A 14700-nucleotide genomic window follows, 5' to 3' on the forward strand; every position below is an offset into this window, starting at 1 on the left:
CGACGCCTGCGAACAGCAATTCCCCAATGCCTTCCTGCTCGGTTGTGATGGCGCCTGCTCGCTCCACCCGAACCAGATCGACATTGCGAAAAAGGTCTTCTCTCCGGACCCGGATGAAGTGAAATTCGCCGCCCGCATTCTCGAAGCCGTGCCGGATGGCACAGGCGTGGTCATGCTCGATGGCAAAATGCAGGACGATGCGACCTGGAAACAGGCGAAAGTCATTGTCGATCTGGCTAGGCTCTTCGCCGATTTAGTATCGACAGCTCTGGTGAGATACATGGCAGGCGGCTTGGGATCTGATTGACTGCCCACCCCAAACCTTATCCCACTCCTGTCTCCCCCACATTATGCTCTGTTTCATGAGCACGACCGAGCCAGATGATGCCAAGCTGACCTTTGCGGGGATGACCGCACAGGTGAAGCGCTACATTCTGCGTGCTCTGAGATTTCCCTTAAGCTGGGGCGTGCCCGAGGGGGATGGCGAGCCAATCAGCGAGCGCCCGCACCTCTTCCGGCTGGATGCCAGGCGCCTGCGCGACCGGATCATCCGGGCTGAGCATATGATACGCTGCCTCATCATCTGGCGGGCGTTTCGCATGACCCGTGATGAAGGGGTCGAGCCCGTCACCTCCCATCTACCGACGCCGCCCGCCTTTCCGGCGCTGCGCGAATCCGTGCGGCCCGTCCACCCCCTGTTTGCCCCACGCGGAGAGCCGCTTTTTGCCCCGCGGCCACCGGCGTTTCGCATCTCCATGCCGGAGCCGCGTTCTGAAGACGCGCCTTGCAGAAGCGAGCGGTCAGCGCGCGAACCGCAAGGCCGCTGGGTGCGTCCGCGTATGGACGATCTGGTCTGCAATGATGTCCTTTATCTGCGGCTTGAACGGCTCGACGCCCTGTTTGACGAGGTGGACACACGCGCAGGCCGGCTTGCGGCGCGCTGGGCAGGGTATTGCCAGCCGCAGGCCGCAGTGGATACGTCCCCGTCATGCAATAAGAACGGCGATGACCTGCCGTCTTTCTGGCCGCCTTCGGCGGGCGCGCCGCCATCCAGCCTGATCCGGCCGCTCAAATCGCATGATCCGCCGCATGATCTTCTGGAAAATGCCAGCGAGGAGGAATGCGAAGACCTCCATATCCTTCATGATGTTGCCTTTCGCGCCGCAGAGAGCTTTCCCGCCCTCTGCGGATAAGGGCGCATGTCCGGCACGTCCCCTGCTGTACTGCCCCCCTTTCGGGGGATAGGCAATCGGCAAAAAATCTGCCTAATTTCAGTTAGAAGATGGTGGAAACGCAGCCTCAGGCTTGCGGGAGGGGACATAGCTTGCAGCTTCGGAAATTTGGACTGGCGCTCAGCGCCCTTGCGGTCATGGCGGTCACCGGCACGGCGCGCGCGCAATTCGGCATCGATAATGGCGCGACAGAATATGCCATGTCCGAGAATGTCTTTGTCGAAACACCCGAATGCGCGATCCGGGTACAGGACTGGATTGAGCCAAGAGGCTCCGGCACAGCCTTTCTTCGGGATAAGTCCTATGGTCAGGAAGCGCTCTCGAAAGCCGCCATGGGCTGGTATTATGCGGGACCAGACTCGCTCTGGCGTGATCACGACTCGCGCAGAAAGCTCGGCGAATGCATGGAGCGCGGCGATTGCGGCCTGAAAAAGTATAAGCGCCTCGCCCGTCAGATCTGGAAAGACAATCCGGATCAGTGGTCGCGAAAAGAGGTCGACCGCTTCTATGATTATTTCGGGAAGGAGCCGCCCGCCGCCCTCATCAATCTTGCCACGGATGGTATTGGCCGTTGTTTCGGGGATCATCCGGCGCAGAAATCCATGGCAGAGGCTGGCTTTGTTCAGGCGGACCTCTCGGCTGAAGAATGTCAGTTCATCGAGGATAATGAGAACCGCTTCTTCGCCGGGCGCTTCACAGCCTTTTTCAATTTTTACAATGCGGAGAAGCTGTGTGGTCCGGGCACATGGGTGCCGCTGCCGGTCGCTGAAAATCTGGCAGAGCTTATGGGCAAGGACGCGGAGAAGGAGCGTCTGGAACAGGAGGCGGCTGAACGCTGGGCGAACCGCTCGGTTGAGGTGCGCACGCGCGGCCTGAATGGCTGCCAGATTGCTTATGGTCTGATTATGGGCGGGCTCAACAATTCTGCGGTCGAACGGGTGCCGGATGATGGCATAAGCTGGGCTCTGAATTACGAACAGGCCCGTATTCAGGACGAAACCTGCCCGCTCATGCCCGTGGAATTGAGTGACTGGGTGCAGCGACAGCCTCTGGAGACCTTCGAGCCTGCGCAGGACCCATTTGAGTTCTATCGGACGAACATGCCGGCCAAGACCGCTTATGACAGCTGGCCGAACTATGTGCGCACGGTGATGAAACATTATGAGAGTCCGACCAATCCGCATGAGCCGGTTCCGGAATCTGCCTGCTACGCCTTTGCCAACTGGCTCGGCAAGAAGAAGTACAACAATACCAGCGAGAGCCGGCCTGACTGGCGCTTCCTGTTTGATGTTGCCAGCGTCGGAACGGATCGGAACCGGTCGATCTGCGTGCAGGTGCCGGTCAGCATGATCCTCGAATTCCAGAGGGATGAGCGGATCGCTGAGCAACAGCGCATCATTGCTGAAGAGCAATGGCGCCGGGAAGAGGCGCAACGTCAGGCCGCTGAAGCGAAGTTTCAGGAACTGCTACGCTGGAAACCGAGCTATCGCCCACCGGCAACAGAGCCTCGCTGCTATCGCCGCGATGATGTCAGCGAGATCTGCTTTTTCAATTAGGTTCGCGAATGGACCTGAAGCCGCCGCCTGACGCAACGTCATATTGGTGACCATCTGGACAAACCCTTGTTTGGTCCGCATTGAAGAGGACAAAAACACGGGGGCCGGGAAACCGGTATCAGGATATGAGCAGTGAGACAGGCGCGAAGGCAGAAACCTCCTTCTTCGAACTGAAGGCCACACATAACCGCAATCGCTGGATTTTGCCGGTGGTTCCGGGGATCACGGTCGGCCCGCCCAAGATGAAGTTTCTTTTTGGCGGGGTGGGTCTTGCCTCTGCCGTTCATGCGCTGGAACAGACGACCGGGCGGCCTCTGGTCTGGGCGACGTCGCAATATCTGTCTTATGCGAACCCGCCTGAAATCGTCGATGTGGACGTGATTGTCCCGAAGATCGGCAAGAATATCACGCAGGCGCGCGTGCTGGGGCATGTCCAGGAACGTGAGATTTTCACCGTGAATGCAGCTGTTGGCTCACGCGGGAAAGAGCATGACCATCAATGGGTGACCATGCCAGACGTACCGGGCCCTGACGCGTGTGATCCGATGCCGCGCTTTGGTCGTGAGGAAGAGGAAGAACCGGATCTGCACGAGCGGATGAATCTGCGCGTCGCGAAGGGCCGTTATGGGCCGGATCGCAACAATAAAGGCCTCTCAAAGGATGGCCATGCTGTGCTCTGGGCGCGTCCGAAGAATGAAAGCCTGCCGATTGATGCCGCCATGCTGGCTGTGATTGCGGACTTCATCCCGTCGGCGTCCGGACATGCGCTTGGCAAGATTGCCGGGGCCAACTCGCTGGATAACACGATCCGCATCCGAAAGATCGTGCCAACAGACTGGGTCTGCTGTGACATTCAGATTCACGGCATTCATGATGGCTTTGTGCATGGGGATGCGCGTCTGTTTGCTCAGGATGGCACGCTGATGGCCATTGCCAGCCAGTCGGCAATCCTGCGCATCTGGGACAATTTCGAAATGCGTAAAGAGAAGTAAATTAGTCCCACCCCCTGAAAAAGGGATGTATGCTGAAGCAAGTTGGTAATCGCCTTTACCTGCTTGCTGGTGGAGACGTCGACGCATGTGCATAACTCTAAAAAGGTCGCCCCGCCCTATTCGGCGGCGGTTTACGAGCTTCTCTAGAGGCTCACTTAAGTTTGAATTTAATCATTGAGCCGCGATCCACAAAAGCTCACACGTCACAAATTTGAGTGCGCTCACCATCAGTCAGGTGAGGATGCCCAGAAAATTCATAAGAAGGTCAACATATTGACGTTTGATTGAATACGAACAATATATCTTCTTAGGGGCGAGTTACGCATGAGTGAAACGCTAAATTTATTCTCAAGTCTTGATGAAAGCTCACGAGATGAGGCTTTTGAAGATCTCGCTCAATCGGAGTCATCAGATGATTTCGATGTGTCTACGGAAGACTTTTCCAACCTTTTCATTATTCCATCAGATTGGTCCATTTCCGTTGTAAAAGAGTATCTGGGTGACAGGATCGAGCTTGATCCATCATTTCAACGACGCGGAGTTTGGTCAAAACAGGCTAAGTCTAAATTCATAGAGTCGATTTTCTTGGGGATACCTATCCCGCAAATTCTACTCGCAGAGTTCAATGGCAGCGATTTCATTGTTCTCGATGGCAAGCAGAGGCTGCTCGCGATTAAAGAATTTATTGATGGGAAATTTGATGACGGAAGTCCGTTTGTCTTGCGGGGCTTAGAAATCCTTAAAACAATCAACGATCAAAACTGGTCTTCCATAAAGAAAAATCCAAAGCTAGCTAGATCGTTCGAGAATTCTACCATTCGTTTTGCTCAAATAAGAGGATGGCAAAAAGAGGCTGTTCTTTATGAGATTTTTTATCGTCTAAACTCTGGCTCAGTAAAATTATCACCAATGGAGCTGCGAATGGCGCTCATTCGAGGTGATTTTTTGCGCGCCGTCATAACTTGGACTGAAAGCCCAGGTCCCCTGCATTTGCTGTTGAACCTAAAGCAGCCTGATAAAAGAATGAACGACGTTGAGTTGGCCGTTCGATTTTTGGCCTTTCAAGATCGACGCATTGAATATCGAGGAAATTTGAAAGAATTTCTGGACGATTATTGTAAAATCCAAAACGTTAAATTTGAAGTGAAATCAGTTTCCGATAGACTCAATGAAATGAATAAGGCGATTTCAACCGTCATAAGTATCATGGGAGCACGAGGAGCTTGCAGAAAGTGGCTTCCGAATGAGAGAAAGTTCGATCGACGATTTAATAGAGCTATTTTCGACGTTGTTATAGGTTCATTGGCCGATCAAAGAGTTCGAGAGTGGGCATTGCAGAATGAAAGTGCATTCCTTTCTTGCTATCAGCGGTGCTTCGACAACCTAACCTTTGTGAGTTCTGTAGAAACCACCACCAAAAGTATTGGTGCAACGAGAGATCGCTTTGAGATATGGCTCAATGAGCTAGAAAAGGCATCTAGTATTAAGCTTGAAATGCCCAACATCGCTGAGAGACCCGAGTAGTATTCGGCAATGGTCAGCTTGCTTCTAGAACTCAAGAAATCATTAAAAGAAGTTCGTGGTATCGCGGGACGGATGGGCAACGATGAACTAGAGACCCCACTGCATAAAATGAAGGTAAAATCATATATTTTACTATCTCATGGAGTAATAGAAGAATATTTAGAAAATAAAAGCTTGCAGATTTGTGAGCAGGCTATTTCTGAACTATCCCAAAATAAAATAAGTTACTGCATTTCTTCATTGGTGGCTTTTTATAAGTTCCAGTATCCGACAATTTTGACTCATCCGCCCTCAGTCGGTCACGTCACAGAGTTTCTAGTCGATGCAGCTGAACAATGCATTATTCAGCACCAAGAGATCATATCCAATAATCACGGGATCAGAAAAAAGAGTTTGGACCGTCTGTTCAGACCACTCGGGATTGACGTGGATAAGGTTGCCCCAGGGCTGAAAGCCTCTCTTGATGCTTTTGGCCAGAAGAGAGGTACTTTTGCTCATGGGGTCGGTGCTCATGTGCAAGACACTAAAGGTGGCATCCGACAGGAGTTAAATGGAATTGTGAGTTTGCTCGAGCTTTTCGATCAGGGGTGCAGTATTTGCCAGAAGCGGGAAGTCACTCTCAGCTAATAACGCTCTAAAAATCTTTATATTCCGCTCAGACCTAATTTCATTGGAGCGATCTCTATCTACTCGGCGGCTGTTTCCGCAGCTTTCGCGGCCAGTTCGGCCTTGCGGCGATCGCTGGCGCGTTCCTTGACGCTTTCAGAGCGTAGCTGGCCACAGGCAGCGAGAATATCGCGGCCGCGTGGTGTGCGGATCGGTGAGGAATAGCCGGACCGGTTCAGCACTTCGGCAAAATTCTCGATCGTTTCCCAGTCCGAGCACTCATAGATGGAGCCCGGCCATGGGTTGAATGGAATGAGATTGATCTTGGCCGGGACGCCTTTCAGCAGGCGGACCAGATCTTTCGCTTCGGCCATGGAATCGTTCACGCCTTTCAGCATGACGTATTCAAAAGTGACCTTTTTCGAATTGCCGAGATCGGGATATTCGCGGATGGCCTCGAAGAGTTGCTTCAGGTCGTATTTTTTGTTGATCGGCACGATCTCGTTACGCAGATCATCGCGTGTTGCGTGCAGGGAGATCGCCAGCATGGCGTTTGTGCGCTTGCCGAGTTCCGGGATTTTCGGCGCGACGCCTGCGGTCGAAACCGTGATGCGGCGGCGGCCAAAGGAAATGCCTTCATTATGGCTGATAATGTCGATGGCCTCGGCCACATTATCGAGATTGTAGAGCGGCTCGCCCATGCCCATGAAGACAATATTGGTCAGCTTGCGGTTTTCGTTGGAGGTTGGCCATTCGTCCAGAGCGTCACGTGCGACCATGACCTGGCCGACAATTTCCGATGCCGTCAGGTTGCGAACCAGTTTCTGCGTCCCGGTATGGCAGAATGTGCAATTCAGGGTACAGCCAACCTGAGAGGAGACACAAAGAGCGCCAGCACGGCCAACGTCCGGAATATAGACGCTCTCTGCCTCGATTTTCGGGCCATACTCGATCAGCCATTTACGCGTGCCGTCGACAGACACGAGCGCTTCGGTGATGTCCGGTCGTTCCAGCTCGAACCATTCGGCAAACTGGGCGCGCTGTTCCTTGGCGATGTCGGTCATGCCGTCAAAGGACTGGACGCCATAATGATAGACCCAGCGCCAGAGCTGGCGGGCGCGCATATTGACCTTTTTCGGTTCAATGCCGCGCTCGATCAGAACATTGCGCAGGGCCTCGAATCCGAGACCGGACAGGTTCACCTTGTCGGCGGATTGAGCGCGATCAGCGCGCGCGTCATGGCTGATATCGAGTTGCGTCGTCATGTTTCTTTGGCGATTTTGGGTGACTGGATCGCCGCGTGTATCACAGAATGTGGATAAACGCCAACACGGGCTGTCATCAGCTGCAGAGCGACTTGGCCTTGTCGATGGCGTTCGACGAACCGGACAGAGAGAAGTGATAGGCAACATTGGTGTTGCGCTGAGACATCGCTTCGATCTTCAGCTCTGATCCGCGACGCAGCGCATTGGCAATCGCTGTTTCGTCGTCGGTATTCGCAAAGGCTTCGTTGCGGACCGAATACAGGGACCATGAGCTTCCACCGACGGCGGCGGTTGCCTTGAGGTCTTCACGCAGATCATAGGCCACACGCAGGCTGGCCTGCGGCATGGAGGAAGAGCGGAAATAGGAGACAAAGAAAACGACATCGCCATGTTCAGCAGATTTCGGCGCTTTGTCAGTGGCGCGGGTCACAGCGTAGCAGACCGGCTCGCCATCAATGGTATCCTTGTAAACAGACCAGCTCTCATAACCTGCAACATAATCATAAGCCGCAGCGACAGGCGCCGCGAACGCTGAAAGGGCGATAGCAAGAATCCAGTTTTTCATTACGAACATACCTCTATCCATGACCGCCAGATTACACTCACACGGTTAACAGAGTCATTAGGAACTGATCACGGCGAAACAATGACTTGCCAGCTCTGTCTGATCGCCTAAGTCTGGGGTTCAATTGAAGATGAAAGTGATCCGTTTCAGGCATGATTCGAGATCAGGGAGGACAGCGTGCTCGAGCCGCTCCGAAAAAACGGGGAACTGGACCAGGCCGCGCGCGCAGCCTTCGCTGACGATCTCGAGCGGATCGCAGCGGAAAAATGCCGGGAATCCTTTTCGCGTCTGTTCGCTTATTATGCCCCGCGTCTGAAGACGTTCATCATGCGACTTGGGGCTGACGATGCAGAAGCCGAAGAGCTGGCGCAGGATGTGATGATTACGGTCTGGCGCAAGGCCGAACAGTATGATCGCTCTCAGGCCTCACCTTCGACCTGGATTTTCCGCATTGCCCGCAACCGGCGTATTGATGCGTTCCGCCGCAAGAAAACGCTGCCAGAGGATAGCGAAGAGCCAGCGCTCATGCCGTCCGACATGCCACATCCTGAAGATGTGTTCGATGCGCAGCAACTCGAAAGCGCGGTGAGGTCAGCACTAAGCGAATTGCCGGATGAACAGAGAGATCTTTTGAAGGCATCTTTCTTCGAAGGCCTCTCCCATGCCGAGCTCTCAGAGCGCATGGGTGTGCCGCTCGGAACGGTAAAATCACGCATACGACTCGCTTTTCAGAAGCTACGAACCAGATTGAACAGAGATGAGCTGTGATCCGAACGGATCTGACTGACGTATAATCGATTGCCGCAATTGCGCGGGATCAGAAAACCAAGGAGCAGGTTGTTGTCAGACGACCAGACCATGGGGGAAGAATTTTACAGCGCTTACGCTGCCGGAACAATTGATCCGGCACTCAAGCTGCTGGTCGAAACGCAGGCAGCCCTGCGTGAAGACGTGCGTCGTCAGTTGCATATGACTGACGCGATTGGCGGAGCTTTTCTGGAAACAGAAACGCCGACGGCCTTGTCTGCGACGGCTCTTGCAAAAACACTGGCGTTTCTGGACGAAGAGACTGCGCAAACTCGGGAAGAAACGCACGGCGCCATAAAAGGTTCCGTGCTGGATGAATTAATTTTGCTGCCCGAGCCTTTGAAGGAAAAAGCCATGAATGCGGCCCGTCAGTCAGGCTGGAAATTTGCCAATCGCGGCCTGAAACGCATGATGCTCGATGTCGACAGTGAAGCAAGTGTCGAACTGCTGCGCATTGAGCCAGGTTGCGGTGCGCCGCGCCATACGCATGCGGGTCAGGAGTATACGCTGGTCATTACGGGCAGTTTCACCGATGAGGTCGGCACCTATCGTCCCGGCGATATTTCGGTTGCGGGTCCGGACCGGGAACACCGTCCGGTCGCGGATGAAGGCGAGATCTGCTTTGCGCTGGCGGTCACGGATGGCGGCCTGAAATTTACCGGCTGGCTGGGTGTCGTTCAGAAATTTTTCGGGTAGAAGGCGAGTCTACGCTTTCGCACGAAAAGAGACCCATCATGCAGTTTGCGACCTATCTCCTGTTTCAGGGAGATGCTGAGGAAGCCTTCCACTATTATCAGCGTGTTTTTCCAAACGCTGAAGCGCTGGCGATCAATCGCTATCCGGAAGATGCCGGCGATATGGCGGGCAAGCTGTTGCCGACACGGCTTTCCATTGCAGGCTATGAATTGATGCTGGCGGACAGCCCGAACCCGCATGAATTCACATTTACGCCGTCGACATCGATTTACATCAATTTCGAGGACGAAGACGAATTGATGGATGTTCACGACCTGCTGGTGAATGAGGGTGACGTCTTCATGCCGCTCGATGATTACGGGTTCAGCCAGCAATTTGCCTGGATTCAGGACAAATTCGGCGTGTCCTGGCAGTTGAACTTACCTTAGCGTCATCACAAACGCGCGACATTGACTGCCCTTCAGGCTTTCGCGCCCCTACCTGTCGATTGAGGATGGAGGTGAGCATGATGTCTGTGCGTTTTCTGATACCTGTCATGGGCGCAATTCTCGTCCTGGCAGGGTGTAGCGATATGACAAATGAGGTTGAAGCCCCGGCATCGGTCGAGGGCAAGCGGACGGTGATCGTCCACGGCTATATGGCGCGTCCGGACAGTCATTGGTTTCCATGGCTCGCCGAACAGCTGGAAGAACGGGGGCAATCGACCGCGATTCTTGAGCTCCCCAGCCCTGATGCGCCAGATGCTGAAGCCTGGAAGCAAACGATTATGGGCGGATTATCAGGCGCTGATGAAGAGACATTCGTGGTCGCGCACAGTCTCGGCACGATCTCAACGCTTCGTGCGCTGAACGATCTTCCAGATGACACGAAAATCGGCGGTATCGTGCTGGTTTCCGGTTTCTCCGAAACGCTGGAGACAATTCCTGCTCTGGATGGTTTTCTGGAGGACGGTGTCGATCTGGAGCGCGCGGCCTCGCGCTTTGGCGACTGTGTGGTCATCACCGCCAGAGACGATGAGATCGTGCCACCAGAGCTGAGCGAACGATTGGCCGAGGGTCTTGATTGCAAGATCCATGTGCTGGAAAGCGGAGGGCATTTCCTCGGCAGCGATGGTCATACCACAATGCCGCTTGTCCTGGAGGAAGTTTTGCGGCTTCAGTCGCGCGACTGAAGGGACCTATTTTCTCCGGCCCTGAATGAGATTGAGCTCACGCGCTGACATCGGACCGCCCGGATTGACCGGACGCTCGGCGTGTCGGCCCATGCTGATCATGCGATCATACATGACGAGCGCGCCTGCGACGGAGACATTCACGCAGAATTTGGTCGGGATCTTCACGACAAAGGCGCATTTTTCGACCATTTCCGGGGTCAGACTGCCGCGCTCACGGCCCAGAACATAGGCTGCGGCTGTCGGATGGCGAAAGCTCGGCAGGTCGACGGCGTCGTCAGTGAGTTCGACGCCAACAAGGGCGCAGCCTTTTGGAAGCGCCATGTCGTCGATGGTGTCCCATTGATAATAGGGCACGTGCTCAAAGGATTTGGACGTATCGGCCTTATAGACATTGCGGATCTTGTCGGCCGCATTGACGGAAAAGACAAAGCTGGAGCCGAAAGCGTGCGCTGTGCGCATCAGGGCGCCGAGATTCATCGGCTTGGAAATGCCTTCGGCGCCAATTGCGAAATAGCCACGCATACTCAGAATACCTTCACGTCAAACTGGCCTTTATACGTCGCAACGCCGCGTTTCATCGTGCTGGTATTGTATGGCATGGCGACACGACCGAGCCGATCTATCGAAATGAGGCCGCCTTGGCCACCCAGAAGTGAAATATCTTCCATCACGCAGGCTGCGGCTGTCTGAAGATCGGTGCGTGCGTAACGAATGCGCGCCGAAAGGTCCGCGCCTGCGGCGCAGCGGATGAAATACTCGCCCTGGCCCGTGCAGGAGACAGCGACGCGTTCATCTGCCCAGGTGCCAGCGCCAATCAGAGGGGTTGCACCGATCCGTCCGGGTGGTTTGCTCAGAAGACCGCCGGTGGAGGTCGCTGATGCGAGGTGGCCATCAGCATCCAGCGCGACTGCGCCTACGGTGCCATGCTGAAGGACGCCCGGCTCGATGGGGTCTTCAATCGCGGGCTGGTAATAGCGGGCGGGATTGTAAATCCGATCCAGTTCGAAGTTGGACAGGAATTTTGTCGCGCCCTTGCCGACCAGCAAAACATGAGGGGAGTGCTTCAGCACGGTTCGGGCGCAATCAATCGGGTTTTTAAACCCTCGCAGCGCACCAACGGCTCCGGCATAGCGCGTCGTGCCATCCATAATGGCGGCGTCGAGTTCCCATTTGCCATCCGCATTTGGTGCAGAGCCGCGTCCGGCGACGTGGAGACCGGAGTCTTCCATGGCGCGTACACATTGATTGACCACGTCCAGCGCTGAGGCGCCGTTCTTCAGGGCCTCCTGGCCTTCATGCAGGATGTCACGCATGCTGGAGATCTCGACAGCATAGTCGTCTTTGTGGGCCGGACCGGCACCACCATGAATCGCAAGCGCCCAAAACTTGGCTGACATGGTTCTATCGATTTCTCAAATTGATGTTACTGAACTCGCGTGACCGCTTCACTTGACCAATTCAGTCAGCTACCGTGCGGCGCAACAAGATGACAAGTGTAAAGTCTCAAGGTGGAGGAGTTAAACCATGAAAGCAGTGATCTCAACGCAGGTCGGGGGACCTGAGACGCTGGAAGTCAGCAATATTGAGTCACCAACTGCCGGTAAGGGGCAGGTTGTTCTGGAAGTGAAAGCCATTGGCGTGAACTTTCCGGACACGCTGATCATTCGCGATATGTATCAGTTCAAGCCAGAGCGTCCGTTCTCTCCGGGCGGAGAAGTGTCTGGTGTTGTGAAGTCCGTCGGTGAAGGCGTGACCTCGCTGAAAGTCGGCGACCGGGTGATTGGTTCCTGCGGCTGGGGTGGCATGCGCGAAGAGCTGGTGCTTGAGGCATCGCGTTGCATTCCGATCCCGGATTCCATGCCATTTGATGAAGCTGCGGCTTTCATCATGACATATGGAACGTCGCATTATGCGCTGAAGGACCGCGCCAATCCGAAAGAAGGCGAAAGCCTGCTCGTGCTCGGCGCTGCGGGCGGTGTGGGCCTTGCGGCCGTTGAACTTGGCAAAGCCATGGGCCTGAAGGTGATCGCAGCCTGCTCAACGCAGGAGAAAGTCGATCTTTGCCTCAGCCGCGGCGCAGATGTCGGTCTTGTCTATCCGACCGGGTCTCTTGATCGCGCGCAGCAGAAAGACTTGTCCAACCAGATCAAGGAACTTGGCGGCGGTGGAGTCGACATCATTTATGATGCCGTCGGCGGCGACTATGCCGAGCCGTCCCTGCGCGCTATGAACTGGGATGGGCGTTTTCTGGTGATTGGCTTCCCGGCAGGCATCCCGAAGATTCCACTCAATCTGACCCTGCTGAAGTCATGCGATATTCGCGGCGTTTTCTGGGGGGCGTTCGTCGCGCAATTCCCGGAAAAGAATAAGGAAAATGTCGCGGAACTGTTCTCTTATTATGAAGCAGGCAAGATCAAGCCATTCGTATCGGAAACCTTCCCATTGGAGAAAGCCGGAGACGCCATCCAGCATCTGATGGATCGGAAGGCGACTGGTAAGGTTGTGGTCCTGACCGAGTAAATTCAGGGATATTGGAAACCCGGCAGACTTGTCCTGCCGGGTTTTTTGTACTCAGACTGGTAAAAAATAAGGCCAGCGGGTCATTGGGAGGAAATCATGGACAAACGTAACCTCGACGGCAAAGTCGCCGTCGTGACAGGTGGTGCGAGCGGTATCGGGCTCTCCACCGTGGAAACCCTCATTGAATATGGTGCCAAGGTCGTCGTTGGCGATATACAGGCCGAAAAGGGCAGTGCCTTGGAAACACGTTTCGGACCCGAAACATTGCGCTTCCTGCAAACCGATGTGACCAACGAAGATCAACTGCAGAGCCTGATCAATTTGTCAGAGACGGCTTTTGGCGGGCTCGATATTCTGTTCAACAATGCGGGGCATGGCGGGGCTCCCGGAAACATTGAAGAGCTTGCCTGGGATGACTATGACCAGACGATGGACCTGCTTTTGAAGGCTGTGTTCATGGGCACACAGATGGCCATTCCACTGATGAAGAAACGCGGTGGTGGTTCGATCATCAACACATCTTCGGTCTCGGCAATCAGCGCAGGCTACGCGCCACTGACCTACTCTGTCGCCAAGATTGGGGTGGCGCACTTCTCACGTATCGCTGCCGGCCAGCTGGCAAAGTATAAAATCCGGGTCAATTCCATCCGTCCGGGCTTTATCGCGACGTCCATTTTCGGAGCATCCATGGGCTTGCCGCGTGCCGTTGCCGATCAGATGGCCGAGCAATTGTCTCAGGCTGGTGCGAAAATGCAGCCGATCGGTCGAACCGGTGAGGGCCGGGATATTGCGGAAATGGTTGCCTTCCTGGCCTCTGATGCAGCTGGTTTCGTGACCGGTGAAAGCATTACGGTCGATGGCGGCATAACGACGGGACCGCCGCACTCCTGGAATGAAGAGATGGGAGGCCCGTTGCTTGAAGCGCTTGGCATCACGCCGGAGCAGGTCGAGGCCATGATGGCGGCAAGCGCCGAGTCATAGCGAATGTACTAAGGCGCAGTCTGACGGCTGCGCCTTTCCTTGCCTTAATAAGAGAGCATTGGCGCGATGAACTCGCGTAGCCAGTCCGGTTGCGGCATTTGCTGAGCCATCAGGCCCATGCTGGACGCCAGCATGGCATCGGTTCCGAACTCATCCAGATCGCCATACACCACGACGACAGCGATCCAGTCGTCCAGCTTTTGCGCGGAAATGACGACATAGTCCTGCCAGACTGGATCCGGGGCGTCTGGCGCCTTGATATTCGACAGGTTTGAATAGGCCGCGCAGGCGGTTTTCCCGCTATTGCGAATTTTCTCCGGTTCTTCGAATACGCTGACATCATATCGCTTCGCGTTTGTGACGAGCTCGAGCTGCAGGTCACAGGTTTTGGATGCTTCTTCCAGACGTTTGAAACCGGATAGCAGGTTGCTGTGTTCGTTGATGACAGCTTGAACGGCTTTCTCAGCGGAACGGAAGTCACCCTTTTTGTCATAGAAGCGCAGATAGGCCCGCGTGTTGGAGACATACATATTCATATATGTGCAGACGACGGCCGGAACCTCGCCAATGTCCTGGTTCATCGTCAACTGAAGTGACAGCACGCGATCCTGTTCAGGACAGCGCGGATAGTCCTCGCCCTGCTGAAGACCTCGACCGCCCGGAACCGGATGCAGGGAGATATCATGTGCAGACGCGACGGAATTTCCCAGCATCAGGAGTGAACTGGCAATCAGTGCCGGAACGACTTTAATCATTGAGGAGATGGACGTCATGACGTTCGG

16 protein-coding genes and 1 pseudogene are annotated in these 14700 nt (G+C 54.8%); 12 read left to right on the forward strand and 5 right to left on the reverse strand.

The features are described 5' to 3' along the window. Position 1 precedes the first annotated feature (1 nt). The 6 genes and pseudogenes from ACFQDM_RS08580 to ACFQDM_RS08605 form a co-directional block, all read left to right on the forward strand. Positions 2-307 (forward strand): annotated as a pseudogene (locus ACFQDM_RS08580) (hypothetical protein); the annotation flags it as partial. Between the two features lie 55 nt (positions 308-362). After that, positions 363-1193 carry a hypothetical protein gene (locus ACFQDM_RS08585; protein WP_377378079.1) on the forward strand — a complete coding sequence of 277 codons (831 nt, stop codon included), beginning with the start codon at positions 363-365 and terminating at the stop codon, positions 1191-1193. Positions 1194-1324: 131 nt separating this feature from the next. Next, positions 1325-2788 carry a hypothetical protein gene (locus ACFQDM_RS08590; protein ID WP_377378081.1) on the forward strand — a complete coding sequence of 488 codons (1464 nt, stop codon included), beginning with the start codon at positions 1325-1327 and terminating at the stop codon, positions 2786-2788. A gap of 125 nt (positions 2789-2913) precedes the next feature. After that, positions 2914-3780 carry an acyl-CoA thioesterase gene (locus ACFQDM_RS08595; RefSeq protein WP_377378084.1) on the forward strand — a complete coding sequence of 289 codons (867 nt, stop codon included), beginning with the start codon at positions 2914-2916 and terminating at the stop codon, positions 3778-3780. A gap of 324 nt (positions 3781-4104) precedes the next feature. Continuing rightward, positions 4105-5304 carry a DUF262 domain-containing protein gene (locus ACFQDM_RS08600; RefSeq protein ID WP_377378087.1) on the forward strand — a complete coding sequence of 400 codons (1200 nt, stop codon included), beginning with the start codon at positions 4105-4107 and terminating at the stop codon, positions 5302-5304. A gap of 9 nt (positions 5305-5313) precedes the next feature. Continuing rightward, positions 5314-5931, forward strand: coding sequence for a HEPN domain-containing protein (locus ACFQDM_RS08605; RefSeq protein WP_377378090.1), 618 nt, complete (start codon positions 5314-5316; stop codon positions 5929-5931). 59 nt (positions 5932-5990) lie between these two features. Here ACFQDM_RS08605 and rlmN read toward each other — a convergent pair whose 3' ends face one another. Together rlmN and ACFQDM_RS08615 are read right to left on the reverse strand one after the other, a co-directional pair. Then, on the reverse strand, positions 5991-7175 hold the full coding sequence (gene rlmN, locus ACFQDM_RS08610; RefSeq protein WP_377378093.1) for a 23S rRNA (adenine(2503)-C(2))-methyltransferase RlmN: 1185 nt from the start codon (positions 7173-7175) through the stop codon (positions 5991-5993). A gap of 76 nt (positions 7176-7251) precedes the next feature. Further along, positions 7252-7740 (reverse strand): hypothetical protein, encoded by a 489-nt coding sequence (locus ACFQDM_RS08615; RefSeq protein WP_377378095.1) that lies wholly within the window; start codon positions 7738-7740, stop codon positions 7252-7254. A gap of 177 nt (positions 7741-7917) precedes the next feature. On the opposite strand from ACFQDM_RS08615, the gene ACFQDM_RS08620 reads away from it, so the two are divergent. From ACFQDM_RS08620 to ACFQDM_RS08635, 4 genes are all read left to right on the forward strand, one after another. Continuing rightward, the gene (locus ACFQDM_RS08620; protein WP_377378097.1) at positions 7918-8508 is read left to right on the forward strand and encodes a sigma-70 family RNA polymerase sigma factor; all 591 of its coding nucleotides are present in this window, start codon (positions 7918-7920) and stop codon (positions 8506-8508) included. Positions 8509-8580: 72 nt separating this feature from the next. Beyond that, entirely contained in the window at positions 8581-9243 is a 663-nt protein-coding gene (locus tag ACFQDM_RS08625) for a ChrR family anti-sigma-E factor (protein ID WP_377378099.1), read from the forward strand. Positions 9244-9281: 38 nt separating this feature from the next. Next, positions 9282-9671 (forward strand): VOC family protein, encoded by a 390-nt coding sequence (locus ACFQDM_RS08630; protein WP_377378102.1) that lies wholly within the window; start codon positions 9282-9284, stop codon positions 9669-9671. 77 nt (positions 9672-9748) lie between these two features. Further along, positions 9749-10414, forward strand: a complete 666-nt coding sequence (locus tag ACFQDM_RS08635) for an RBBP9/YdeN family alpha/beta hydrolase (RefSeq protein ID WP_377378105.1) — start codon at positions 9749-9751, stop codon at positions 10412-10414. 6 nt (positions 10415-10420) lie between these two features. Here the strand turns inward: ACFQDM_RS08635 and ACFQDM_RS08640 are convergent, their stop codons facing one another. Both ACFQDM_RS08640 and ACFQDM_RS08645 read right to left on the reverse strand, forming a co-directional pair. Continuing rightward, positions 10421-10939, reverse strand: coding sequence for an RNA methyltransferase (locus ACFQDM_RS08640; protein WP_377378107.1), 519 nt, complete (start codon positions 10937-10939; stop codon positions 10421-10423). Between the two features lie 2 nt (positions 10940-10941). Further along, positions 10942-11814 carry an isoaspartyl peptidase/L-asparaginase family protein gene (locus ACFQDM_RS08645; RefSeq protein WP_377378110.1) on the reverse strand — a complete coding sequence of 291 codons (873 nt, stop codon included), beginning with the start codon at positions 11812-11814 and terminating at the stop codon, positions 10942-10944. Positions 11815-11941: 127 nt separating this feature from the next. Between ACFQDM_RS08645 and ACFQDM_RS08650 the strand changes: the two genes are divergently transcribed. Both ACFQDM_RS08650 and ACFQDM_RS08655 read left to right on the forward strand, forming a co-directional pair. Beyond that, complete coding sequence (locus ACFQDM_RS08650; RefSeq protein WP_377378113.1) at positions 11942-12937, forward strand: NADPH:quinone oxidoreductase family protein; 996 nt, start codon at positions 11942-11944, stop codon at positions 12935-12937. A gap of 96 nt (positions 12938-13033) precedes the next feature. Beyond that, positions 13034-13918, forward strand: coding sequence for an SDR family NAD(P)-dependent oxidoreductase (locus ACFQDM_RS08655; RefSeq protein ID WP_377378115.1), 885 nt, complete (start codon positions 13034-13036; stop codon positions 13916-13918). A gap of 44 nt (positions 13919-13962) precedes the next feature. Here the strand turns inward: ACFQDM_RS08655 and ACFQDM_RS08660 are convergent, their stop codons facing one another. Beyond that, positions 13963-14691 (reverse strand): hypothetical protein, encoded by a 729-nt coding sequence (locus tag ACFQDM_RS08660; RefSeq protein ID WP_377378118.1) that lies wholly within the window; start codon positions 14689-14691, stop codon positions 13963-13965. Between the last annotated feature and the right edge of the window lie 9 nt (positions 14692-14700).

It is taken from the genome of Ponticaulis profundi (assembly GCF_042659465.1).
GTDB lineage: Bacteria > Pseudomonadota > Alphaproteobacteria > Caulobacterales > Hyphomonadaceae > Ponticaulis > Ponticaulis profundi.